The organism is Pseudomonas sp. D4-21, assembly GCF_051132125.1.
GTDB lineage: Bacteria > Pseudomonadota > Gammaproteobacteria > Pseudomonadales > Pseudomonadaceae > Aquipseudomonas.
This window is the reverse complement of record NZ_CP071664.1, coordinates 196,561-217,496: the sequence shown is the minus strand read 5'-3', so window position 1 is coordinate 217,496 and position 20,936 is coordinate 196,561. Positions and strand designations below refer to the sequence as shown.

At 53.6% G+C, this 20,936-nt stretch carries 20 protein-coding genes and 1 tRNA gene; 12 read left to right on the top strand and 9 right to left on the bottom strand.

Annotated elements, in window-relative coordinates:
- Nucleotides 1-28: 28 nt before the first annotated feature.
- The 3 genes from J3Q04_RS01030 to gabD form a co-directional block, all read right to left on the bottom strand.
- Entirely contained in the window at nt 29-1,243 is a 1,215-nt protein-coding gene (locus tag J3Q04_RS01030) for an HDOD domain-containing protein (RefSeq protein ID WP_434608471.1), read from the bottom strand.
- 149 nt (nt 1,244-1,392) lie between these two features.
- Nucleotides 1,393-2,670: a 4-aminobutyrate--2-oxoglutarate transaminase gene (gene gabT / locus J3Q04_RS01025; RefSeq protein WP_434608473.1), complete on the bottom strand. Its 1,278-nt coding sequence runs from the start codon at nt 2,668-2,670 to the stop codon at nt 1,393-1,395.
- 170 nt (nt 2,671-2,840) lie between these two features.
- Entirely contained in the window at nt 2,841-4,283 is a 1,443-nt protein-coding gene (gabD, locus tag J3Q04_RS01020; RefSeq protein ID WP_420767748.1) for an NADP-dependent succinate-semialdehyde dehydrogenase, read from the bottom strand.
- Nucleotides 4,284-4,633: 350 nt separating this feature from the next.
- On the opposite strand from gabD, the gene J3Q04_RS01015 reads away from it, so the two are divergent.
- Together J3Q04_RS01015 and J3Q04_RS01010 are read left to right on the top strand one after the other, a co-directional pair.
- Nucleotides 4,634-4,710, top strand: a tRNA-Arg gene (locus J3Q04_RS01015).
- 105 nt (nt 4,711-4,815) lie between these two features.
- The gene (locus J3Q04_RS01010; RefSeq protein WP_434608475.1) at nt 4,816-5,898 is read left to right on the top strand and encodes a site-specific integrase; all 1,083 of its coding nucleotides are present in this window, start codon (nt 4,816-4,818) and stop codon (nt 5,896-5,898) included.
- Nucleotides 5,899-5,901: 3 nt separating this feature from the next.
- Here J3Q04_RS01010 and J3Q04_RS01005 read toward each other — a convergent pair whose 3' ends face one another.
- Nucleotides 5,902-6,486, bottom strand: coding sequence for a hypothetical protein (locus J3Q04_RS01005; RefSeq protein ID WP_434608477.1), 585 nt, complete (start codon nt 6,484-6,486; stop codon nt 5,902-5,904).
- 109 nt (nt 6,487-6,595) lie between these two features.
- Here J3Q04_RS01005 and J3Q04_RS01000 point away from each other — a divergent pair, with 109 nt between their 5' ends.
- The 3 genes from J3Q04_RS01000 to J3Q04_RS00990 all read left to right on the top strand — a co-directional run bounded on the left by J3Q04_RS01000 (nt 6,596) and on the right by J3Q04_RS00990 (nt 8,586).
- Complete coding sequence (locus J3Q04_RS01000) at nt 6,596-6,901, top strand: helix-turn-helix transcriptional regulator (RefSeq protein ID WP_434608479.1); 306 nt, start codon at nt 6,596-6,598, stop codon at nt 6,899-6,901.
- Between the two features lie 65 nt (nt 6,902-6,966).
- Nucleotides 6,967-7,926, top strand: a complete 960-nt coding sequence (trfA, locus tag J3Q04_RS00995; RefSeq protein WP_434608482.1) for a plasmid replication initiator TrfA — start codon at nt 6,967-6,969, stop codon at nt 7,924-7,926.
- A gap of 285 nt (nt 7,927-8,211) precedes the next feature.
- Nucleotides 8,212-8,586, top strand: coding sequence for a hypothetical protein (locus J3Q04_RS00990; protein ID WP_434608484.1), 375 nt, complete (start codon nt 8,212-8,214; stop codon nt 8,584-8,586).
- A 90-nt stretch (nt 8,587-8,676) separates the two neighbouring features.
- Here the strand turns inward: J3Q04_RS00990 and J3Q04_RS00985 are convergent, their stop codons facing one another.
- Entirely contained in the window at nt 8,677-9,597 is a 921-nt protein-coding gene (locus J3Q04_RS00985; RefSeq protein WP_434608486.1) for a restriction endonuclease, read from the bottom strand.
- A 282-nt stretch (nt 9,598-9,879) separates the two neighbouring features.
- A complete protein-coding gene (locus J3Q04_RS00980) occupies nt 9,880-10,092 on the bottom strand; it encodes a hypothetical protein (RefSeq protein ID WP_434608488.1) in 213 nt (70 codons plus the stop codon).
- 557 nt (nt 10,093-10,649) lie between these two features.
- On the opposite strand from J3Q04_RS00980, the gene mobA reads away from it, so the two are divergent.
- On the top strand, nt 10,650-10,952 hold the full coding sequence (gene mobA, locus J3Q04_RS00975; protein ID WP_434608490.1) for a plasmid mobilization protein MobA: 303 nt from the start codon (nt 10,650-10,652) through the stop codon (nt 10,950-10,952).
- Nucleotides 10,953-10,976: 24 nt separating this feature from the next.
- On the opposite strand, the gene J3Q04_RS00970 is transcribed toward mobA, so the two are convergent.
- From J3Q04_RS00970 to J3Q04_RS00960, 3 genes are read right to left on the bottom strand one after another with little or no spacing between them, the layout of a single operon-like run.
- Nucleotides 10,977-11,285: a hypothetical protein gene (locus tag J3Q04_RS00970; protein WP_434608492.1), complete on the bottom strand. Its 309-nt coding sequence runs from the start codon at nt 11,283-11,285 to the stop codon at nt 10,977-10,979.
- On the bottom strand, nt 11,275-11,523 hold the full coding sequence (locus tag J3Q04_RS00965) for a hypothetical protein (protein WP_434608494.1): 249 nt from the start codon (nt 11,521-11,523) through the stop codon (nt 11,275-11,277). Before J3Q04_RS00965 ends, J3Q04_RS00970 begins: the two co-directional genes overlap by 11 nt.
- Nucleotides 11,524-11,578: 55 nt before the next feature.
- Nucleotides 11,579-12,121 (bottom strand): hypothetical protein, encoded by a 543-nt coding sequence (locus J3Q04_RS00960; protein ID WP_434608496.1) that lies wholly within the window; start codon nt 12,119-12,121, stop codon nt 11,579-11,581.
- Nucleotides 12,122-12,217: 96 nt separating this feature from the next.
- Here J3Q04_RS00960 and J3Q04_RS00955 point away from each other — a divergent pair, with 96 nt between their 5' ends.
- From J3Q04_RS00955 to J3Q04_RS00930, 6 genes are all read left to right on the top strand, one after another.
- Complete coding sequence (locus J3Q04_RS00955; RefSeq protein ID WP_434608498.1) at nt 12,218-12,466, top strand: helix-turn-helix domain-containing protein; 249 nt, start codon at nt 12,218-12,220, stop codon at nt 12,464-12,466.
- Between the two features lie 102 nt (nt 12,467-12,568).
- Complete coding sequence (locus tag J3Q04_RS00950; protein ID WP_434608499.1) at nt 12,569-12,886, top strand: MarR family transcriptional regulator; 318 nt, start codon at nt 12,569-12,571, stop codon at nt 12,884-12,886.
- A gap of 211 nt (nt 12,887-13,097) precedes the next feature.
- A complete protein-coding gene (locus J3Q04_RS00945) occupies nt 13,098-15,896 on the top strand; it encodes a DEAD/DEAH box helicase family protein (RefSeq protein WP_434608501.1) in 2,799 nt (932 codons plus the stop codon).
- A 15-nt stretch (nt 15,897-15,911) separates the two neighbouring features.
- Nucleotides 15,912-17,576 (top strand): type I restriction-modification system subunit M, encoded by a 1,665-nt coding sequence (locus tag J3Q04_RS00940; RefSeq protein ID WP_434608503.1) that lies wholly within the window; start codon nt 15,912-15,914, stop codon nt 17,574-17,576.
- Entirely contained in the window at nt 17,573-19,138 is a 1,566-nt protein-coding gene (locus J3Q04_RS00935) for a restriction endonuclease subunit S (protein WP_434608506.1), read from the top strand. Before J3Q04_RS00940 ends, J3Q04_RS00935 begins: the two co-directional genes overlap by 4 nt.
- Nucleotides 19,135-20,913 carry a restriction system-associated AAA family ATPase gene (locus J3Q04_RS00930; protein WP_434608508.1) on the top strand — a complete coding sequence of 593 codons (1,779 nt, stop codon included), beginning with the start codon at nt 19,135-19,137 and terminating at the stop codon, nt 20,911-20,913. Before J3Q04_RS00935 ends, J3Q04_RS00930 begins: the two co-directional genes overlap by 4 nt.
- Nucleotides 20,914-20,936: the final 23 nt, after the last annotated feature.

Genomic DNA, 20,936 nt, shown 5'->3' with positions numbered 1-20,936 from the left:
CTCGCTCCCACAGGGTTAAGCACTGGTTTTACTGACGGCGCAGCCGCATCAATTCCGGCAGCCCGATCTTCAACAATCGCGCCGTGCGGCCCCGAGCCAGTTCTTCCAGGCCTTGCTGGGATGGCAGATGGGCCAGCTGCGCGGCCAAGTTCATCACCAGCGCCTCGCGGGAATAGACCCCCCCACCCAAGCCATAGACCGCTGCGATCAATTCCCGCAGCTCCAGCGGCAGCCGCCAGCGGGCGCGCAGTGCCGAGCCGAAGCCAGCGCCGAACGCTTCGAGCGAATCCCCGACCTCCTCGGGCTCATCCAGCTCACCACCGGCTTGCTTCCACTCTTCCAGACAGCGCAACAGCGCCAAGTCGCCCAAGCGATGCAACAGGCCGGCGCAATAGCAGCGCTCCTGATCCAAGTCGAGCAGGCGGGCCATTGTCCGGGCGTACTCGGCGGTGTGCAGCGACAATTCCCAATACCGTTCGGCATAGTCCGCCAGGCAAGGGACACTCAGCCGGGCACAGCGCTTGAGCGTCAGGCCGAGAATCAGATTCATGCTTTGCCCGGTACCGAGCTGGTGCAACGCCTGGGCTACGGTCTGTACGGGGCCGCCGCCCTGGTGCTGGGCAGCACTGTTGGCCGCGGCGATCAGCACTGCGGTGATCTGCGGGTCGGTGCGGATCTTATCTTCCAGCAGTTTCAGATCCAGCCCACCGGGATTAAGGCTACGCTTGATTGCCACTTGCACATCGGTCATCAACGGCGCGCCTTCGGCCAGATCCCGTCGACGCTCCAGGAAAGTCGCCAATGTCAGCGCTGGTCCTGGGATGGGCGCGGCATTGGAGGTGTCTTCACCACTCAAGAGCAGCCCTTGCAGGCGCTGGGTCAGGCTTTCCCGATTCAAGGGTTTGGTCAGGTACGCCGCCGGCGCCAGCGGCAATACCTCCCGCACGCTGGCGCTGTCGTTGCGCTGGCTCACCAGGATGAATGGCAACACGGGGGAGCGGCGCTGCTGACGCAAACCGCGCAAGATGCTCAAGCCATCGACGCCCGGCAGTTCCCAGTCGGCGATGACCAAGTCGTATGGGTGATGGGCCAGCAGCTCCAGCGCCTGCTTTCCTTCGCCACAGGTCTGCACCCGGGCGTCGCAACGCACCTCTGACACCGCTTGCTCCAGCAATTCTCTAGACGCTGGATCGGCCTCGGCAATCAATACGCGCGGTCCAGCGGGTAAATCCACAGCCGTCATGCCGTATCACTCCCTTGCAATACATGCACCTTAGACAATCGCGGCCGTTCCAGACAGCTCAACAACACCAGCCCCCTTCCTCGGGGTATGAAAAAACCCGCCGAAGCGGGTTTTTTGTGGATCAGCGCACAGCTCAGCGCTCGGAAAAATCAGAGCTCGGAGAAGCACTCTTCGATGATCGCCAGGCCTTTGTCCAATTGCTCGTCCGGCGAGGTCAGCGGCACCAGCACCCGCAGGACGTTGCCGTAGGTGCCGCAGGACAGCAGAATCAGGCCCTTGTCCCGGGCCTTGGCCACAACCTGGGCCACTGCCGCGGCGTTCGGCTTGTGGGTGTCGCCATTTTCGAACAGCTCCACGGCAATCATCGCGCCCAGGGCACGCACTTCGCCAATGACCGGGTATTTCTTCTGGATGGCCTTGAGGCCGGTCACCAAGCGCTCGCCAACGGCCTTGCAGCGATCCAGCAGATGTTCTTCTTCGAACACCTCCATCACCGCCAGCGCGGCGGCACAGGCAATCGGGCTACCCGCGTAGGTGCCGCCCAGGCCGCCCGGTGCAATGGCATCCATGTATTCGGCCTTGCCACAGACACCGGCCAACGGGAAGCCGCCGGCGATGGACTTGGCGAAGGTAGTCAGGTCGGCGGCAACGCCCATCTGCTCTATGGCGAAGAAAGTTCCGGTACGGCCGGCACCGGTCTGCACTTCGTCAGCGATCAGCAGGATGCCGTGTTGGTCGCACAAGGCGCGCAGGCGCTTCATGAACTCTTTCGGCGCCACATAGAAACCACCCTCGCCCTGAACCGGCTCGATGATGATGGCGGCAATGTCGCGTGGCTCGGCATCGTTCTTGAAGATGCGCTCGATGCTGGCGATGGAGTCGTCGATGCTCACACCATGCAATTCGTTCGGGTAAAGCGCGCGGAAGATACCGCCGGGCATCAGGCCCATGCCGGCCGAGTACGGTACGACTTTACCGGTCAGGCCCAGGGTCATCATGGTACGACCGTGGTAAGCGCCGGTGAACGCGATCACACCGGCACGGCCAGTGGCGGCGCGGGCGATTTTCACGGCATTTTCCACCGCTTCGGAACCAGTGGTGACCAGCAAGGTTTTCTTTGCGAAGTCACCAGGAACCTTGGCGTTGATTTTTTCGCACAGTTCCACGTACGGCTCGTAGGCCAGGACCTGGAAACAGGTGTGGGTCAGCTTGTTCAGCTGCTCGGTCACGGCGGCGATGATTTTCGGATGCACGTGGCCGGTGTTCAGCACGGCGATGCCGCCGGCGAAGTCGATGAATTCGCGACCTTCAACGTCCGTTACGGTAGCGTTCTTTGCCGATTCGGCGAAGATCGGGTGGATCTGGCCGACGCCACGGGGAACAGCGGCGGTACGGCGGGCCATCAAGTCAGCGTTAGTCTTGCTCATTACAGTCCTCATTCGCAGCTCAGGGCGGCGTGTCTCAAGGAATACATGGCGGGGAGACAACTGCGGCAGCATGCGATGATCGACTGCCGCAGCGTTCCGGCCACAAGAAACAGAACGGGTGAAACGCGCAAAGGGGCAGCGCTCTCGTGCCCTTCGCGCTTGAAGCGGGATCAGATACCCAGGCAGAGGTATTTGATTTCCAGGTAGTCCTCGATGCCGTACTTGGAGCCTTCACGGCCCAGGCCCGAAGCTTTGATGCCGCCGAACGGCGCGACTTCATTGGAGATCAACCCGGTGTTGACGCCGACCATTCCGTATTCCAGGGCTTCGGCCACACGGAATACACGGCCCAGATCGCGGGCATAGAAGTACGAGGCCAGGCCGAACTCGGTGTCGTTGGACATCGCGATCACTTCGGCTTCGTCTTTGAAGCGGAACAGCGGCGCCAGCGGGCCGAAGGTTTCTTCCTTCGCCACGGCGGCGGTTTTCGGCACGTTGGTCAGGATGGTCGGCTCGAAGAAGTTGCCTTCCATCTGCTTGCCGCCCGCCAGCACGGTCGCGCCTTTGCCAACGGCATCGGCGATGTGCTCCTGAACCTTGGCGACCGCTTTCTCGTCGATCAACGGGCCGGTGGTGGTGCCGTCTTCCAGGCCATTGCCGATCTTGAGCTTGGCAACCGCTGCCTTGAGTTTCTCGGCAAACGCGTCGTACACCGAATCCTGGATGTACAGGCGGTTGGCGCAGACGCAGGTCTGGCCGTTGTTACGGTATTTGGAAATGATCGCGCCCTCGACAGCCTTATCCAGGTCCGCGTCGTCAAACACGATGAATGGCGCGTTGCCGCCCAGTTCCAGGGAAACCTTCTTGATGTCCTTGGCACATTCGGCCATCAACTGGCGGCCGATCTCGGTCGAGCCAGTGAAAGACAGCTTGCGCACGATTGGGTTGCTGGTCAGCTCGCCGCCGATATCGCCTGCGCTGCCGGTGACCACGCTCAGCACGCCTTGCGGAATGCCGGCACGGTGCGCCAGTTCAACCAGGGCCAGGGCCGAGAAAGGGGTTTGCGAAGCGGGCTTGATGACCATGGTACAACCGGCGGCCAGGGCCGGGCCGGCCTTGCGGGTGATCATCGCAGCCGGGAAGTTCCACGGAGTAATGGCAGCGGTCACGCCGATCGGTTGCTTGATCACGATCAGGCGTTTGTCGGGCTGGTGGCCGGGAATCACGTCACCGTAGATGCGCTTGGCTTCTTCGGCGAACCATTCGATAAAGGAGGCGGCGTAAGCGATTTCGCCCTTGGCTTCGGCCAGCGGCTTACCCTGTTCAAGGGTCATCAGGCGACCGAGATCGTCCTGGTTTTCAATCAGCAATTCGTACCAGCGACGCAGCTTGTTGGCGCGCTCCTTGGCGGTCAACGCACGCCAGGCCGGCAGCGCCTTGTCGGCGGCTTCGATCGCACGACGGGTTTCGGCAGCGCCCATCTTTGGCACAGTGCCCAGCACTTCGCCCGTAGCCGGGTTGGTGACCTTGATCGTCTGACCATTGTCCGCATCGACCCAAGCGCCATCGATAAAGGCTTGCTGGCGGAACAACTGGGTGTCTTTAAGCTGCATGTCGGCTTTCCTTAACAGCACCGCGCGCGCGCGGAGCGAATTAGAGTTGTAGAAAGGCGCCTTAGGGGCTGCCGTCAGGGAAATCATCCACCGGGCTGAAGCACAGAAATAACGCACATAAGCATAGACGTGCGGTTCAGCACCCAGACAAGAGCGTTTGAAATCTCAAACGAATCCTAGGGCCGATGGGGTTGCAGGACAATAGGCTGTTCGAAAAAAAGAACGAAAAAGCCGCATTTGCCTGTTTTTTCTGATCAGCGTAGCCAACAGCCGCCGAGCGAGGCAGAAACAAACGGCAAATCAGCAGCATGGACGCCCGCCATGCTTATGAGTATCATGGCGCCCGCGTTGCACCAGTAGCTCAGCTGGATAGAGTACTGCCCTCCGAAGGCAGGGGTCGTGGGTTCGAATCCCGCCTGGTGCACCATCTTCTTTCCCTTGTATTACAAGGGGATAGCGCTCCTGACAGAAACCTGTCCTAGTCCTGAAAGTCGTTTTTGCCACAAATTTGCCACACTTGAACGTGGCGGGAATGGTCGAAATGGCAACAATCAGGAATCGCGGCGAGTATCAGTGGGAAGCGCAAATCCGCCGCAAGGGCTATCCAGCCCAACGAAAAACCTTCGAAACCAAAGCAGATGCCCAAGCCTGGGCGCGCATGATCGAAAGCGAAATCGACCGAGGCATCTTTGTCTCTCGCGTCGAGGCTGAACGCACCGCCTTTCATCAACTCATTGATCGCTACATCTCAGAGATCGCTCCGAAGCACAAAGGCGCGTATTCGGAAATCAAACGTCTGGAAGCGCTCAAGCGTCATCCGCTGGCTACGCGCATCGTTGCCACCCTCACCTCCTCCGACTTTGCCCGCTACCGTGACGAGCGCCTGAAGATCCGCAAGGGCAATACGGTCAAGCGTGAGCTGGCATTGTTTCAATGCGTGATTGAGGTCGCTCGCCGCGAATGGGGAATCCATCTTGCCGAGAATCCGGTGCGGATGGTCAGCCGCCCTAGCTATAACGACGAACGCTCGCGACGCCTGGACCCAATTGAAGAACAATACATCCTTAACGCCTTGGAGCTTCGGGAGCGCCGTGCCGATGGAACCTATGCGGACGCCTCGCACAACCCTTGGATACGGTCCATTGTGCAACTGGCAATTGAAACCGCCATGCGCCGTGGCGAGCTATTCGAGTTGCGCTGGAAGCATGTGAATCTGGATCGCAAAACCGCTCATCTTCCAGCGACCAAGAACGGGCTACCAAGAACCGTCCCACTCTCCCCGCGAGCTATTCAGCTGCTCAAGGACTTGCCACGCTCACTTTGCGGCCGAGTCTTCCCCACCACCGCAGACGCTCTCAAGAAGGCCTTCACACGCGGTTTGGAGCGAGCAAGGACGAAATACTTAGGAGATTGCGAACGCGCTCTGGTAATGCCCCAGGAAGACTTTCTGCTCGATCTGCGCTTCCACGACCTACGCCATGAGGCCACCTGCCGACTGGCCACCAAACTTCCTAATCTGATTGAGCTGGCCAGCGTTACGGGACACCGCGAGGTGAACATGCTGAAGCGTTACTACAACATCACCGCAGAAGAACTCGCGGCGAAGCTAGCTTGATGGTCAGTCGATAATCTCAAGCCCCAGGGAGCGAGCCAGCTCTCTGGTCTCTGAATCCGTTCGCACACGGTTTAGCGCCGTCTCCTCGCGTTCCCGCTGCTTGAGCAGATAAACCTCGTTGAAACACTCGATAACCTGCTCACGGGTTAAGTCCGAGATCGATACCCGGCGCTTGAGGGTGTTCAGAATATTGCGCGCACTGAGCTGAGCCGCCTCTCGCAGATACGTCCTCAACAGCAAGTCGCGAAAAACCCAATCGCTGACCCACGCCTTCGATAAAGCCCAAAACAACAGCCGCTGGTATGTATCCCAAGCCATGCGCGTTTGGCCACTCAGATACCGCCGCAGAATCCGCCCATCTGCGTCCTTGAAACCGTAAATCCCAAGGTCCGTAAGCAATCGCTCAAGCGCGACCTTCGACATACCAGACTTCTGCAATATCCCGGAGAACAGGTACTCCATCAGATCCACCGGAACACGGACAACAAAGTTTTTCCGACCGGTTTTCTGGTGATTTTCTATCTCACGGAAAACGAGCTGAAAGACTTCTTCGGGATTGATATCGGATTCAGAGGATGATGGCTGCATGTACCCATTCTTTGGCTAACAGCCGCATCTGTCAAAAAGGTGTCCTAGTTGATCGGTCCTCGATTGGCGAAAGCTGCACGTACTCCATAGCAACCGAGCGACATTAGCGATGAGCGTCGATTACGAAACCATTCAAAAAATCCAGAAGCTTTCAGATGACGTGCTGATAAGCGTAGCCGAGGTCGCGGCGCTAACAGGATTCAGCGTGTTAACCGTGCGTCAGCGCAAACTGCCGGGGCTTGATCCCCTTCCAGGACTATCGCGGCTACGTTGGCGTCTCGGCGATCTTCGCCAGTGGATGCGCCATGGTCCCGAATGCACTTCGGCTTCGCCAGTCAAGCCAGTGTTGAAAACCACGCCAGAAAATCGAGTTGGCCGCCCCACAAAAAAAGAGCAAGTAGAGGCTAGAAAATGAGCACTCGCACACCTGCCTCCATTCAAAATTAAGCAGTGGTCACTTCGTTTATAAACGAGCCGTTAATGCCGCCAGAGCTCCATACGAATGACATCACGAATTCAGGGAGCCGGCGTCTTGCACAACTCGCCAAATTTGAAGCTCGAGCAAGAGCGGCGAACAAGGCGCAGCTCAAGCCAAAGCCTGCGATTACAACCCCAACGCTGAGAACATGGCCGGATGAGGTTCGCGGCGTACCGAATGCGTTCTTGCGGTCGGCGCTTTTCGGAGCAGTAAGGAAGGGCAGTCGGACGGATCTAAAAATGGTAGCGATTAACTCAATCGGGGGCGTGCAAATTTCTTATACAGGAACGCGTCTCGACCAGATCGACCTTTCCGTATGGCTAAGCGTGTTGCACCTCTCTCGACGGCAAATGCTAGGCCACGAGCTCCGCTACAAGGCTTACGGCGTGCTTAAACTCATGAAAAAGACCGACACGGGTAAAAATAGGAAGCTGCTGCACGATCGCTTGCTGCGATTGGCAGCGTGCACCGTTGAGGTAGTGCTGGGTGATATTTCCTACACCGGTAGCCTGATCAAAGACTTCTATAAGGACGAGAATAGCTTGGAATACGTCGTAATCCTTGACGCAAGGCTAAACGCACTGTTCTCCAAGTCTGGCTTCAGTTACATCGATTGGAGTATTCGGTCTGCATTGGATGGCCAGCCACTCGCCCAATGGCTTCATGGATTTTATTCGAGCCATGCAAAAGCTTACGGACTTAAAGTAAGCACACTGCACCAGCTCTGTGGAAGCGAAGCCCGCGAAATCTGGAAGTTCACCCAAACGTTATGTCGCGCATTTGACGCTTTGAGCGCTGCCTACAACAAACACGGTAAATCATTCGAGTACGCCATTCGAGGTGATTTGGTACACGTCCAAAGACAGGAAAGCCTGACACAGTGCCGACATCTCTCGAGGGTGGAAAAAACAAAAATGATGCATGCCGTCCTAGCGGGTAGAGAATACCGTTCCAGCAGGTAACGCTTGCCGTTGCAGCAGGTAGCGTAGCCCGTTCCAAAAGGTAGGCTATCCACAGTCAATAGTGCCTGTCAGCCTGATAGCACAACGGCCGCAGCATGTGCCCCTGTAAAAACTAATCTTAACCTAATCAGTACTAATCGGATCTCGGACGGAAGTTCAGCCCCTAACGAGCAGTCGAGAGATTGTCCGCAGCCAGCTCAAACGCGGAAGATGAATGCTATGGCTAACCGGAGTCGTACCACCATTGAGCGAATAATTCTCCAAGCCCGGATATGGGGATGGGATATGTCCTGGTCGTTCAGCATGGCCACGCCGACCGATACCAGGCGAATCGGACACCATTATTCAGAGCACACTGCGATCAAGCTTTACGGCTCCGTCCGATACCCTGAAGCATTCAAATACCCAGCCCTAGAATGCTACCTATACGTTGATCCATTACTCCTAAGCGACAAGTCGGTTCCTCGCTGCATCGGCTCCATGCAAGCGACTGGCAAAAAACTCATCGCATATATCGCCGTTCACAATGACCGCTTCAACAGCTTAGTTATCGCTGCAAGTCGACTTGTTGCCCTGGAGATCAATGCGGAGCCGCTGAGATATCGCAAGGCAAAGGTGATGGGTATCCACCTAAGCACCGAGATGGAGTCTGATTGGTAATGGTTTTTTGATCATGGGAGCGCTAGTGTCCAGTGCTCGTTTACTAGTCCTGCCCCCGGTGCCGAGAAACTAAGACGAGGTCCAAAATCCTCATTCCTCGTCAAAGTAATCGCTATCCAGTTTTGGCAGTTTGAGAAGCCGGGACGTTACGCCAACCTCGTAGTCCATCATCAGGTTGACCAGGCGGATGCCATCCACCAGCACGATGCCTTCCACTGAACGGGCAAAGTCGATTCCTTGAGCAGTGAAACCTGACGTAGTAATAAATACCCCTCGCTTGGCCTTTTGCCCGGCAAGTGCTCCATAGAAAGCTTGCAGCTCAGGACGGCCTACAGTGCCTTGCCAGCGTTTTGCTTGGACATAGACTTTTTCCAGCCCGAGCTTATCAAGCGAAATTACCCCGTCAATTCCGCCATCTCCGCTACCACCAACACGCTGCAAATCGTTTCGGCTAGCCCCGTAGCCCAGGCTGTGCAACACGTCGAGCACAATAACTTCGAAGCGGTTGGGGCTGACTTGTAGCAGGTTATCCAGTAGGTCCGCTGATGTTGCATCGCGTAGCTCACGCAGAGCCTGTTCCAGCCGATCATCTGGGCTCACAGTTGCTGATATCGATGTATCTGCACTCTGCTCTAGCCCATCTAGTGGGACGGCATCTGTGGGGCTCCTAAGCTTCACGTCCATGAAGCCGATGGCGAGTTGTTCAACCTTATCCGCCGTGAGCGGTGACGGGTGCTGTGTGGAATAAGCAGTGCCAGCTTCGGTGAGCCTCCAATAGCCTCGTTTGGCGCTGGAGGATAACCCTGCGCGCTTAAGACGGTCGTGAGCCCATCCAGCGCGGTTCTTATAGGTCGCTTGCCCACTCGCAATCAGCTCTTGAAGCTGTGGTTCAGATAAATTCAAAGCCTGGGCCGCAGCTTCATGCGCGTCGCGTGCTGTCGCGCCTTCAGGATTCGCCGCCAAGTAGCGCAAGATCGGCTCAATGAATTTGTCGTATGTAGGAACGGACATCAGGATTCCCTTCGCAAGGTTGCCAGCGTGGCCAAATGTGATAAGCCGCATGTTATCCGGAGTTTGAAAAATTATGTTTGTGGTCTGTGCCTGATGATCGTGGAGTGAATCCAAAAGACAGCTGCTGCCTACGACCGCCCATGCAGAGCCTGGGCAGTAGCAGCCAGCCTGATCACTAATTGATAATGACCTCGCACTACTCTGTGAAACGTGCGAACTCCGCAATGAAAACGACGACCCGCATGCCGCCACTCTCGCAAAAATCTTTCGATACGTAGGGAGCTATTTGCTCTTAGCGAACGCTGGCGGGGCAATGCGCTGTCGGCGCTGGCTTGGATTGACAGAGTCAAGCAGAACTTCCTTGACGCGCTGAGCAGAAATTTCGAGCTCTTCGGAGGAGGCGTTCTGGATAGCACGGATCAACCGCTCACGATTGGAGCGCTTCAGATCCATAATCTCGGCGAAGCTACTTTCGGAGTCACTGGACTGTTCCATAACTATCTCCAAGGTATCCTGAGAGTATTACCTGAGATCTACACGCCAGTGTCAAATAGCTCCCTCATATTCGTCACTTTAGCCTTTGTGCCTCCGCATCACCACAACCGTCCCAAAATCGTCTCACACTTATCAACGTCACGCGTGCACGCATGCTGTTTATACCCTCCCTCTGCATCAGAAAGTCACTCAAGGCCAGGGGCAATTCGGTAAATCCTAGCTGTCGCTCTAGCGTCTTTCTCGCCATCCAATCATCGTATCTTCAGCCACTGATGGATGATGCATTCTTTGCTTATGTAATCGTTTTGAATTCGTCTTTTTTTTGTACCTGTAGTGTCCTCTAAATGCCAACGCCTCTTGCATCCCTGCTTTAACCGGGTAGTGCAAAAATTATCTGAGTTTTGAGAAGAAAGACTAGGACAAGGTAGGGTTTGCTATACCGCCAGTCCCTGGCGCCTCACAACCGGCGCGCACCAGTCGTTCCACTCCCTCTGCTTTGCCTACCTTCCCTGCTCAGGGCAAGCCCCGAGACCCCAACACCTGGAAAAGGAAAGCTCATGAGCCGCAGCGAACAACGCCGACGAACAGGATGGCTCCCGGCCATTCGTTGTTTTGAGGAAGAGGAAGCACTGGTACGCGAGAAAGCTCACGACAGCGGAATGAGTGTTGGTCAGTTCGTACTGGCCGCAGCATTGAAGCGACAGACCAGAAGCAAAATTGACTCCCACGTAATCAATGAGCTGCGGCGCCTAGGTGGCCTTCAGAAGCACCTCTTCACAGAGGGCAACGGCGCGCTTTCCAAGGAATATGCAAATGTCATGGTTGAGATAACCGAGGCCATCAAGCGTATCGGGTGTTGAGGGAAACCCGTGGCCCTTTGTGAATCACAGCTCTGTGCTTATCTCATGCAATGCCAGGACTTCATGCTCTGCTAGGCCATGACGGCGCTGTTCCAACTCTGCCGTCGAGCTCAGCACTTGATGTTCGATTTCCTGTTGCTCCAACAACCTACCCAACATGATGACCTCTCCGTCCGCCTCCAGCTTACGAAGCTGCTCTGGACAGCTAATCGCCCAACGATCAAGTATTTGCCAGCCACGGGCGTGATAAGAGGGAGAGCGGAGAACAGATTGAATAGAGGAACGTGCCAACACGTTGGCGGCAATTGTTAGCGGCGCGCGGTCACTGAGCATATGTATCTCCCACTTTACGGAGGCATGTGATCAATCTTGTATTTTGTGCGATAGAGGAAGACCGGAATCCGCCCTGTTGCTTCAGCTCTCCAATGTGCTGATGGCAAAATCCAAGCGCCATAAGGACAGCAACGTCGTTACGGGCAAGTGCCCGATTAACCAAGCGCATCATTGCATTGGCTTGCTCCAGTCGAGTGATATCTGTCATCTCGGTACCATTTCTGATTGGTTTGCTCATGGATTTCTTCCAATGAATGATGGACCACGATCAGTAATCTAGTCTCATGCTGCATCTAGCTGCCAAGCAAGCTACTGAGCCGAGCCTCCGTGCTAAGCACCTCTGTTGACCTAAGAACCATGCTAAATACAGGAACATCAAGGTTACTGGTCAGAACCTCCAACCGATGATTGCGCTTGCCGGCCGGTACGATTCGCCAGGAATTTACTTCATCGATCCGAAAGAAATGCTCTGCGCCTTTAACCGGATAGGCCAACAGCCTGCGCGCTGAAGAATCAATACCCAGATAGGCATCACTCATCTTCGCGAATATTTCGACGTGCGGATGAAAACCTAAAGCGAGGAACACCGCGACCTGCCGCTTTAGCTTCTCCGCATAACGTTGATCCACGTACCAGAATAACCATGCCCCTCCCACGAAATAGAAAACTAGCGCCCAGAATAGGCACCGAACAGCGGGGTCAGCGCCACCGGAGAATCCCAAGAAAAACGGCAGGCTGAAACCGCACAGAATCAACACAATCAGCAACAAGGCGCCAACAGGCAGACACCCCAGGGCCCACAGCACTCGAAAAAACTCCCACAGCACTCTCATCATTCATCCCCGAACCATCCGTTCAGCACAAAATAACTGAAAATCAGATATCCCAAAAGCAGATATAGCTTTGCAAGCCGCACCCTCTCGGATACGGTCATGACCAAAGCTATTTATCGGCGTGAGCACGCCATTTTTCTTCAAGTGCTGAAACGCATACGTGTCGAGTCAGGACTGACTCAAGCTGAGTGCTCTGCTGCTCTGGATAGGCCGCAGTCATTCATGAGTGATGTGGAACGGGGGGTAAGGAGGCTCGATACCGTTCAGCTTCGTGACTTATGCCTTGTCCTAGGTACAGATCTCACAAGCTTTTCCAAGGCTTATGAACAAGCCCTCAAAGAAGAGTAACGTCCCCATTCGGACGAGTACGGCAAAGGAGCGCCACTGATCGACGATCATTATCAGGCACTGATACAATTCACGATTAGTCGTTAATAGGAACTACGGGCAATGGAGAGCTGTATCGTCGGTATCAGACGCCCCGAGGGTTCGCTACCAAAGCTAAAAGAGACACCGAGCATCTGGTTCCCTTCTCTAGCCTCCTTGGCCGCCGTACTGTCGGACGACAACCGGCACTTGCTGCGACTGATCCATGAAAAGCAACCCAAATCTCTCACTGAACTAGCTGAACTCAGCGGTCGAAAGGTGCCGAATCTGTCGCGCACCCTTCGCTTAATGGCGGATTACGGTTTGGTTTCGTTGCAACGCAACGTCCGGGATGTCCAGCCGACAGCCTTGGCGACCGAGTTTTTGGTCGTGCTGGATTGAAGGTCGCGGATGAGGGAAGTCTACTTATGAGCCAGGATGGGCAAATGCAAAATAAGAAACTGCAGCACTCCGAACTGTGCAAAACGGCCGAGTGGGGAGGGCTGGTCAAGAGTTCCGTAACACTCGAAAGCCTGCGCCAAGCAAATGAACAAAATTTAGCCGCAAGCATTACAGGCCAGAAGTCCTTTTACCTCTCATGGGGATGGTAGGCATGTCGAAATCCGAAGCACAGACTCGTGCCGACCTGATCGACCAGCAGCTCGCCTTGTCAGGCTGGAACGTCAAAGACCCCACGCAGGTCATCGAAGAGTTCGACATTTTGACCGCGTTGCCCGACGGCGTAACCGAAGCGCGTACCCCATACGAAGGCCATCAGTTCAGCGATTACGTCTTGCTTGGTAAAGACCGCAAACCATTGGCTGTGATCGAGGCAAAAAAAACTATTCGGGATGCTGCTATAGGCCGCGAACAGGCCAAGCAGTATTGCTACAACATCCAGCAGCAGTTGGGGGGTGAGCTACCGTTCTGCTTCTATACCAACGGCCACAATACCTACTTCTGGGATTTAGGGAACGCGCCACCTCGGAAAGTCGTTGGTTTTCCCTCGCGAGACGATCTTGAGCGCTTCGCCTATATCCGCCGCAACCGTAAACCGCTGACACAAGAGTTTATCAACACCTCGATTGCCGGCCGTGATTACCAAATCCGTGCGATTCGCTCGGTGCTCGATGGCATAGAACAGAAAAAACGCGACTTCCTACTGGTTATGGCTACCGGCAGTGGCAAAACCCGCACCTGCATTGCCTTGGTCGATGCGCTCATGCGCGCTGGTCATGCCGAGAAGGTGCTATTCCTCGTCGATCGTATCGCCCTACGTGAGCAAGCACTATCGGCGTTCAAAGAACACATGCCTAATGAACCGCGCTGGCCCAACGTGGGAGAAAAGTTACTCGCCAAAGACCGCCGTGTGTACGTTGCTACATACCCGACGATGCTCAATATAATTCGAGACGATGCTCAATACCTGTCGCCACACTTCTTTGATTTAATCGTCGTCGATGAGAGTCACCGCTCTATCTACAACACCTTTGGCGAGGTAATCAGCTACTTCAAAACTATCACCTTAGGGTTAACAGCCACGCCAACTGACATCATCGATCACAACACTTTCCAGCTTTTTCATTGCGAAGATGGCCTACCGACCTTTGCCTATACCTTCGAGGAAGCCGTCAACAACGTGCCGCCTTACCTCTGCAACTTCCAAGTCATGAAGATTCAGACAAAGTTCCAGATGGAGGGCATCAGTAAGCGCACCATTTCGCTTGAAGATCAAAAAAAGCTGATTTTACAAGGCAAAGAGGTTGAAGAAATTAACTTTGAAGGCTCGCAGCTCGAAAAGCAGGTGATCAACAAGGGCACCAATACCCTGATCGTCCGAGAGTTTATGGAAGAAGCCATCAAGGATTCAAATGGTGTGCTGCCGGGCAAGACTATCTTCTTCTGTGCTACCAAGGCGCACGCCCGGCGTATCGAGGAAATTTTCGACAGACTCTACCCGCAGTACCACGGTGAACTAGCCAAAGTGCTGGTGTCGGAAGACCCTCGGGTGCATGGAAAAGGCGGTCTTCTCGATCAGTTCACGAACAACGACATGCCGCGCATTGCGATCAGCGTAGACATGCTCGATACCGGTATCGACGTACGAGAGATCGTCAATCTCGTCTTCGCCAAACCTGTGTATTCCTACACCAAGTTCTGGCAAATGGTGGGACGAGGTACGCGTTTACTGGAAATCAGTAAACCCAAGCCATGGTGTATAGAGAAAGATGTGTTCCTGATTCTTGATTGTTGGGACAACTTCGAATACTTCAAGCTCAACCCTAAGGGCAAAGAGCTTAAACCCCAACTACCGATTCCCATACGGCTAGTCGGTCTGCGGCTTGACAAGATCGAGAAGACCATCGACATCGGACATGTCGATACCTCCGCACGAGAGATCGCCAAGCTCCGCCTGCAAATAGCCGCACTACCCCAGGCATCCGTTGTCATCAGAGAGGCTGCCGCCGCACTCGCACAGCTGGAAGAAGAAAGCTTCTGGATAAACCTCAACCACAAACGGCTGGAGTTTCTGCGAGACGAAATAAAACCGCTGTTCCGCACTGTCTCCGATGCCGACTTCAAATTCCTGCGTTTCGAGCGCGATGTGTTGGAATACTCATTAGCAGTGCTAAATGAAGATATGGAGCAAGCCGAAACCATCCGGGAAGGCGTTGTCGAACAGATCAGCGAACTTCCACTTTCGATCAGCTTCGTCAATCAGGAAGAAGCTCTGATCCGCGCCGCACAAACCAACCACTACTGGGTTAAGGCAAACGAAGACGCCTATGACGACATGATTACCAAGCTCGGCCCGCTTATGAAATTCCGCGAGCAAAGCAGCGGTCAGGAGCAAACGCATCTTGATCTCGTCGACGAGCTGCACAAGAAGGAACGGGTAGAGTTCGGCCCACAGCACGAGGCCGTGAGTATCACTCGCTACCGCGAGATGGTCGAACTCTTGATCGCCGAGCTGACTGAACACAACCTAGTGCTGCAAAAAATCAAAAACGGCGAGACGGTCAGCGCCGATGAGACCAGCCAACTGGCCGAGCTACTCCACGAAGAACATCCGCATATCACTGAAGACCTGATGCGCCAAGTCTACAAGAACCGTAAGGCCAGACTTATCCAGTTCATCCGCCACATTCTGGGCATAGAAGTGCTGAAAAGCTTCCCGGACGAAGTCAGCGCCGCATTTGATCAGTTCATTCGCGCCCACACCAACCTCAACAGCCGCCAATTGGAGTTCCTCATTCTGCTGAAGAACTTCATCGTCGAACGCGAAAAGGTGGAAAAGAAGGACCTCATCAGCGCTCCTTTTACGGTCATCCACCCGCAAGGTATCCGCGGTGTGTTCAATCCGACGGAAATCAACGAAATCCTGCGGTTAACCGAAAGGTTGGCCGCCTAAAGCACAGGCAATCCCATGCTGCAAAATAACCCGGAACTCAAAAGCAAGATTGACCAGCTCTGGAACAAATTCTGGAGCGGCGGCATTAGCAACCCGCTTACTGCTATTGAGCAGATCACCTACCTGCTATTCATGAAGCGGCTGGATGAGCTGGATCAAAAAAAACTGGCTGATGCCGAATGGACAGGCGAGCAGTACACCTCTAAGTTCGAAGGTAGCTGGATTCCACCCGAGGAGCGTAACTGGCCAGTGGCGGAACAGCGGCCCATCGACAAACAAACTCTGCGTTGGACCCATTTCAAGCGCAAACAGGCCGAAGAGATGCTGCCACACGTACATGGCAAGGTATTTCCCTTTCTGAAGGATCTGAACGGCACAGAGTCCAACTTCACCCACCACATGAAAAATGCCGTGTTCATCATCCCCAAACCGGCCTTGCTGGTAGAAGCGGTGAAAACCATCGACGAAATATTCGAGCTCATGGAGAAGGATTCGCGGGAGAAAGGCCAAGCCTTCCAAGATATCCAGGGCGATGTCTATGAAATGCTGCTCTCGGAGATCGCCTCTGCAGGCAAGAACGGTCAGTTCCGCACTCCTCGCCATATCATCAAGCTAATGGCCGATCTCGTGCAGCCACAACTTGGACACAAAATTGCCGACCCGGCCTGCGGCTCTGGAGGCTTCCTGCTGGGCGCTTACCAGTACATCGTCACCCAGCTCGCCATCAAAGCGGGGACGAAAAATCTTACGTTAGATGAAGACGGCTTTACCCGCACTTCGGTCGCAGCCGCGCTCACCGAAAAAGCGCAGACCGTTCTGCAGGAGTCTCTATGGGGTTACGACATCGACAGCACCATGGTGCGCTTAGGTCTGATGAACCTGATGATGCACGGCATCGACGAGCCGAACATCGACTATAAGGACACGCTTTCCAAGAGCTACACCCAAGAAGCCGAATACGACATCGTGCTGGCTAACCCTCCTTTTACCGGCAGTATTGATAAGGGTGACATCAACGAAAACCTGCAGCTCGCTACCACCAAGACTGAGTTGCTGTTTGTCGAAAACATCTATCGCCTGCTGAAAAAAGGCGGCACTGCCTGCGTGATTGTGCCGCAGGGTGTACTTTTTGGCTCCGGCGGTGCCTTTAAGGCTCTACGCCAACTGTTAGTGGAGCGTTGCGACCTGAAAGCTGTCGTTACTCTGCCCGGCGGCGTATTCAAGCCCTATGCTGGGGTCAGCACTGCCATCTTGTTGTTTACCAAGGTATGGGGGCCGAAAGATAAAGTCACCCAACCGGCCACCGAACACGTCTGGTTTTATGAAATGTTCACCGATGGCTACAGCCTGGACGACAGACGCAGCAAGCAGGAAGGCAATGGAGACTTGCAAGATATCATTGCCAAATACCATGCCCGCAATGCGGCCACTGATATCGACCGCACGGCAAAATGCTTCATGGTGCCGCGTGCCGAGATCGCCGATGAAAAAAATAACTACGACCTCTCACTGTCCCGCTATAAAACGGATGTATTCGAGGAGATGAACTTCGACGCACCGGGCCTAATACTAGATCGGCTGATTCAGGCAGAGGTGGGCGATGTAGACGAGGCGGATCTGGCTGAGGTACGGACAGGTATCGTGCGCGAGTTGCTAGAATTGAAGGGGATGATCGCGTGAGAGTCGTTAGGCTTGGTGACGTTTGCAAAATCATCTCTGGATCAACACCGAAACGAGAGATAGCTGAATATTGGGGTGGCGACATTCAATGGGTAACGCCAAAGGAAATCAACCGCCTGGATTCACCTTTTTTGTGGGGGTCTGCTGAGAAAATTACAGAAGCCGGGTTTAAGTCATGCTCTACAACGATGTTGCCAGTTGGTTCTTTGTTGCTTAGCTCAAGAGCGCCAATTGGTCTTTTGGCCATCAACAAAGTACCCGTTTGCACGAATCAAGGCTTCAAAAGCCTAATTCCAAGTAAAGAAGTAAATGTTGAGTATCTCTACTATGTATTGAAAGCTAACGTAAGTAGCCTACAAGCCAGAGGGAATGGTGCGACGTTTAAGGAATTAGCTAAGCCAGCCGTAGAAAACTTCGAAATCCCGCTACCCCCACTCAATGATCAAATTCGCATTGCCATTGTGCTTAGCAAAGTGGAAGGGCTGATCGCCCTACGCAAAAAACACCTACAACAGCTCGACGACCTGCTGAAAAGCTTATTTCTGAAGATTTTCGGAGATCCTGTACGAAATGAAAAGGGATGGGATAAGCCAGAGCTGAAAGCCTTTGGCAAAATTTCTACAGGTAATACTCCACCTCGAAACGATCTTACGAATTACGATGACGATTTCATCGAGTGGATCAAAACTGACAACATTACTGGTAGTTCTGTTTACGTTACTTCATCTACGGAATATCTTTCTGAGATTGGCGCAAAAAAATCGAGAACTGTTACCAATGGAGCTTTACTTGTAGCCTGTATCGCGGGGAGTTTAGAGTCGATTGGTCGCTCCGCACTTACAAATAGGAAAGTATCTTTCAACCAGCAAATAAATGCTATCCAGCCGGGCGAAGACATCAACCCCTTGTACTTATACGGTTTATTTAAGATATCCAAGGCTTATATACAGAGTCATGCCACGAAGGGAATGAAGAAGATTCTTACGAAAGGAGACTTTGAGCAGATCAAAATGATTAAGCCTCCGCTCGACATCCAAAATCAGTTCGCCGCGCTCGTAGAAAAAATAGAGAGCATAAAATCATTCTACCAGCAAAGTCACATAGACTTGACAGCCCTCTACGGTGCACTAAGCCAAAAAGCAATGAAAGGCGATCTGGATTTGTCGCGCGTGCTTTTGCCAGATATGGAACCTGCGGAAGAAAAAAACATGCCAATAGAACCAGTGAAACCCCATGCCGAAGAGATCCTCACTCCCATCCTCCCTGACACAGATATTCTTATAGATGCTCTGGAGAACGCGGAGACTCGGACGATATTAGTCGCCCGATGGCTAGAAACCTATCGCAAACAATTAGGTACCACGCCTTTATCGGTACAGCATTTCATGGAAATGGCACAAACGCGCCTTGCGGAACTGCACCCCGACAATGATTACGAGCTGGGGGCCAACGACTACGAGTACATTAAGAGTTGGATTTTTGAGGGGATCGCGTCGGGCAAACTGATACAGGCATTTGATGAGGCTGGCAACCGCGTTCAACTTAAGGCTATACAGGTATGAAACTGTTGCGCCTAAAGATTACCGACCCGACTGGCTTTCGCAGCCTTCCATTTGGTTTCGAGCACCACTTTCGCAGCGAGTGGACCTTGCAGGATGAGTTGGCTAAACCTGAAGAGTTTGCCCCTTTCGTTTGCGCTGGGCCAAATGGTAGCGGTAAGTCCAATCTGCTTGAGGCATTGTCGGCGATCTTTTTTCAGCTTGAAATCCTGCGTGTGCGCCGCAGCTTTCTTCCTGAGGTATTGCAGAACTCGGATGAAAACTCCTCTCCCGTGGCGTTTGAATTGGACTATCTGATTCTTGTGCCAGCGGAATATATCCAACCTGATGGTCCGGTTTGGGCCAAGGTGAGCGTCTGGAAAACTCCAGGCGAGTCGGTACGCTTTCATTGGGAAAACCAGAGCGACTTCGATACGGATGCTTACGAAACTTTTAACGAAAGTCACGCTGACATTCTGTTGCCGCAATACGTTTTAGGTTATTCATCGGGTGAGAATGAAATTCTTAGCCTACCTTTTTTCAAACTACGCTTCGTGCAGTACGACGAGTATTGGAATGCGCTGACGCGACAGTTAAGTTATCCAGGGCACCCTGAAACGCGCTTGGCCTTCCTAGACAGCGGATTCAGCCAGGCAATTTTGCTGTGCAACTTGCTCTTTCAGGACGATGCAACACTGCAACCATTTCGTCAGGATGTAGGTATTGAGGCACTGCAGGAATTCCGCATCATCCTCAAGCAAAGCATTGATGTGTCTGCGAAGCAGGCATCACAATTGACCTCAGACGACTACGTCTTGTCTGGACATACGCAGGATGGGTACTTCATAGACAATCCTGCCATTTCGTTAAATGCAGAGACTGGTTCTTATACCGTCAACTTACTTCATCTTCTAGAGGGAGATGAAAGGTCGTCAATCATAGAAAAGCTTAAACGTTGCGCTACTTCGAGCTATCAAGATGAGGATACCGACACACTGATTCTCGATTATTGGGTAAACGAAGCGACTAAGAAGGCGTTCCGTAATAATTTCGACAACTCGCCACTAGGCTTGTTTCAGGCATTTCAAGTGCTGCTAGTGCTGAACCTGTATTCAGTAAGTGACAGTCTCAAGAGCGACATCTATCGCTCCAAAAGCCATTATGTAAGTGAAACGGTTCCTACACTTCCGTCTGACGAACGAGTTATGCGCTTTAAGAATTTTTACTTTACGAAACAGGATGTGGTCAAGCCCATGTTGCTCAAGGAGTTATCGGACGGCGAACACCAATTACTGCACAGCCTTGGTCTGTGCCTGCTTTTCCGTAACACTAACAGCTTGTTTCTACTAGATGAGCCAGAGACTCACTTCAACCCAGAATGGCGGGCAAGTTTCATCAGCCGCTTGCGCAGCTGCCTGCAAGAACAGACTGGTACCAGTCAAGAGATGCTAATCACCACACACTCACCGTTCCTAATCTCCGACAGCAAGCCGGAAAAAGTTCTGGTATTTGAAAAGAACAAAAATACTAGAACTGTGAGTATTAGTCACCCTGAATACAATACTCTGGGTGCATCCATCAACAAGATCACCATGTCCACCTTCGGCAAGCGCGAAACCATTGGGGGGCATGCCCAAGTATTGCTTGACGGGTTACGGGCTCGTTTTGAAGAAGGTGAGGATATTTCAACTTTGATAGCAGAGTTAGATCGTGAGCTAGGTGACTCGCTGGAAAAGGTGCTGCTGGTCAATGCCATGCTAGATCGTAGCCAGCGTGGTAAAGAAGGGGGGCAAAGCTAATGTTGTTCCCCTACACATATGTG

Coding starts and splice junctions, on each gene's coding strand:
- J3Q04_RS01000 (WP_434608479.1), top strand. CDS start 6,596: ATGAGCGTCGATTACGAAACCATTCAAAAAATCCAGAAGCTTTCAGAT.
- J3Q04_RS00940 (WP_434608503.1), top strand. CDS start 15,912: ATGCTGCAAAATAACCCGGAACTCAAAAGCAAGATTGACCAGCTCTGG.
- J3Q04_RS00930 (WP_434608508.1), top strand. CDS start 19,135: ATGAAACTGTTGCGCCTAAAGATTACCGACCCGACTGGCTTTCGCAGC.
- J3Q04_RS00970 (WP_434608492.1), bottom strand. CDS start 11,285: ATGCTCAGTGACCGCGCGCCGCTAACAATTGCCGCCAACGTGTTGGCA.
- J3Q04_RS01005 (WP_434608477.1), bottom strand. CDS start 6,486: ATGCAGCCATCATCCTCTGAATCCGATATCAATCCCGAAGAAGTCTTT.
- J3Q04_RS00945 (WP_434608501.1), top strand. CDS start 13,098: ATGTCGAAATCCGAAGCACAGACTCGTGCCGACCTGATCGACCAGCAG.
- J3Q04_RS00950 (WP_434608499.1), top strand. CDS start 12,569: ATGGAGAGCTGTATCGTCGGTATCAGACGCCCCGAGGGTTCGCTACCA.
- J3Q04_RS01010 (WP_434608475.1), top strand. CDS start 4,816: ATGGTCGAAATGGCAACAATCAGGAATCGCGGCGAGTATCAGTGGGAA.
- J3Q04_RS00955 (WP_434608498.1), top strand. CDS start 12,218: ATGACCAAAGCTATTTATCGGCGTGAGCACGCCATTTTTCTTCAAGTG.
- J3Q04_RS00990 (WP_434608484.1), top strand. CDS start 8,212: ATGTCCTGGTCGTTCAGCATGGCCACGCCGACCGATACCAGGCGAATC.
- J3Q04_RS00960 (WP_434608496.1), bottom strand. CDS start 12,121: ATGATGAGAGTGCTGTGGGAGTTTTTTCGAGTGCTGTGGGCCCTGGGG.
- J3Q04_RS01030 (WP_434608471.1), bottom strand. CDS start 1,243: ATGACGGCTGTGGATTTACCCGCTGGACCGCGCGTATTGATTGCCGAG.
- J3Q04_RS00985 (WP_434608486.1), bottom strand. CDS start 9,597: ATGTCCGTTCCTACATACGACAAATTCATTGAGCCGATCTTGCGCTAC.
- trfA (WP_434608482.1), top strand. CDS start 6,967: ATGCCGCCAGAGCTCCATACGAATGACATCACGAATTCAGGGAGCCGG.
- gabD (WP_420767748.1), bottom strand. CDS start 4,283: ATGCAGCTTAAAGACACCCAGTTGTTCCGCCAGCAAGCCTTTATCGAT.
- gabT (WP_434608473.1), bottom strand. CDS start 2,670: ATGAGCAAGACTAACGCTGACTTGATGGCCCGCCGTACCGCCGCTGTT.
- J3Q04_RS00980 (WP_434608488.1), bottom strand. CDS start 10,092: ATGGAACAGTCCAGTGACTCCGAAAGTAGCTTCGCCGAGATTATGGAT.
- J3Q04_RS00965 (WP_434608494.1), bottom strand. CDS start 11,523: ATGAGCAAACCAATCAGAAATGGTACCGAGATGACAGATATCACTCGA.
- mobA (WP_434608490.1), top strand. CDS start 10,650: ATGAGCCGCAGCGAACAACGCCGACGAACAGGATGGCTCCCGGCCATT.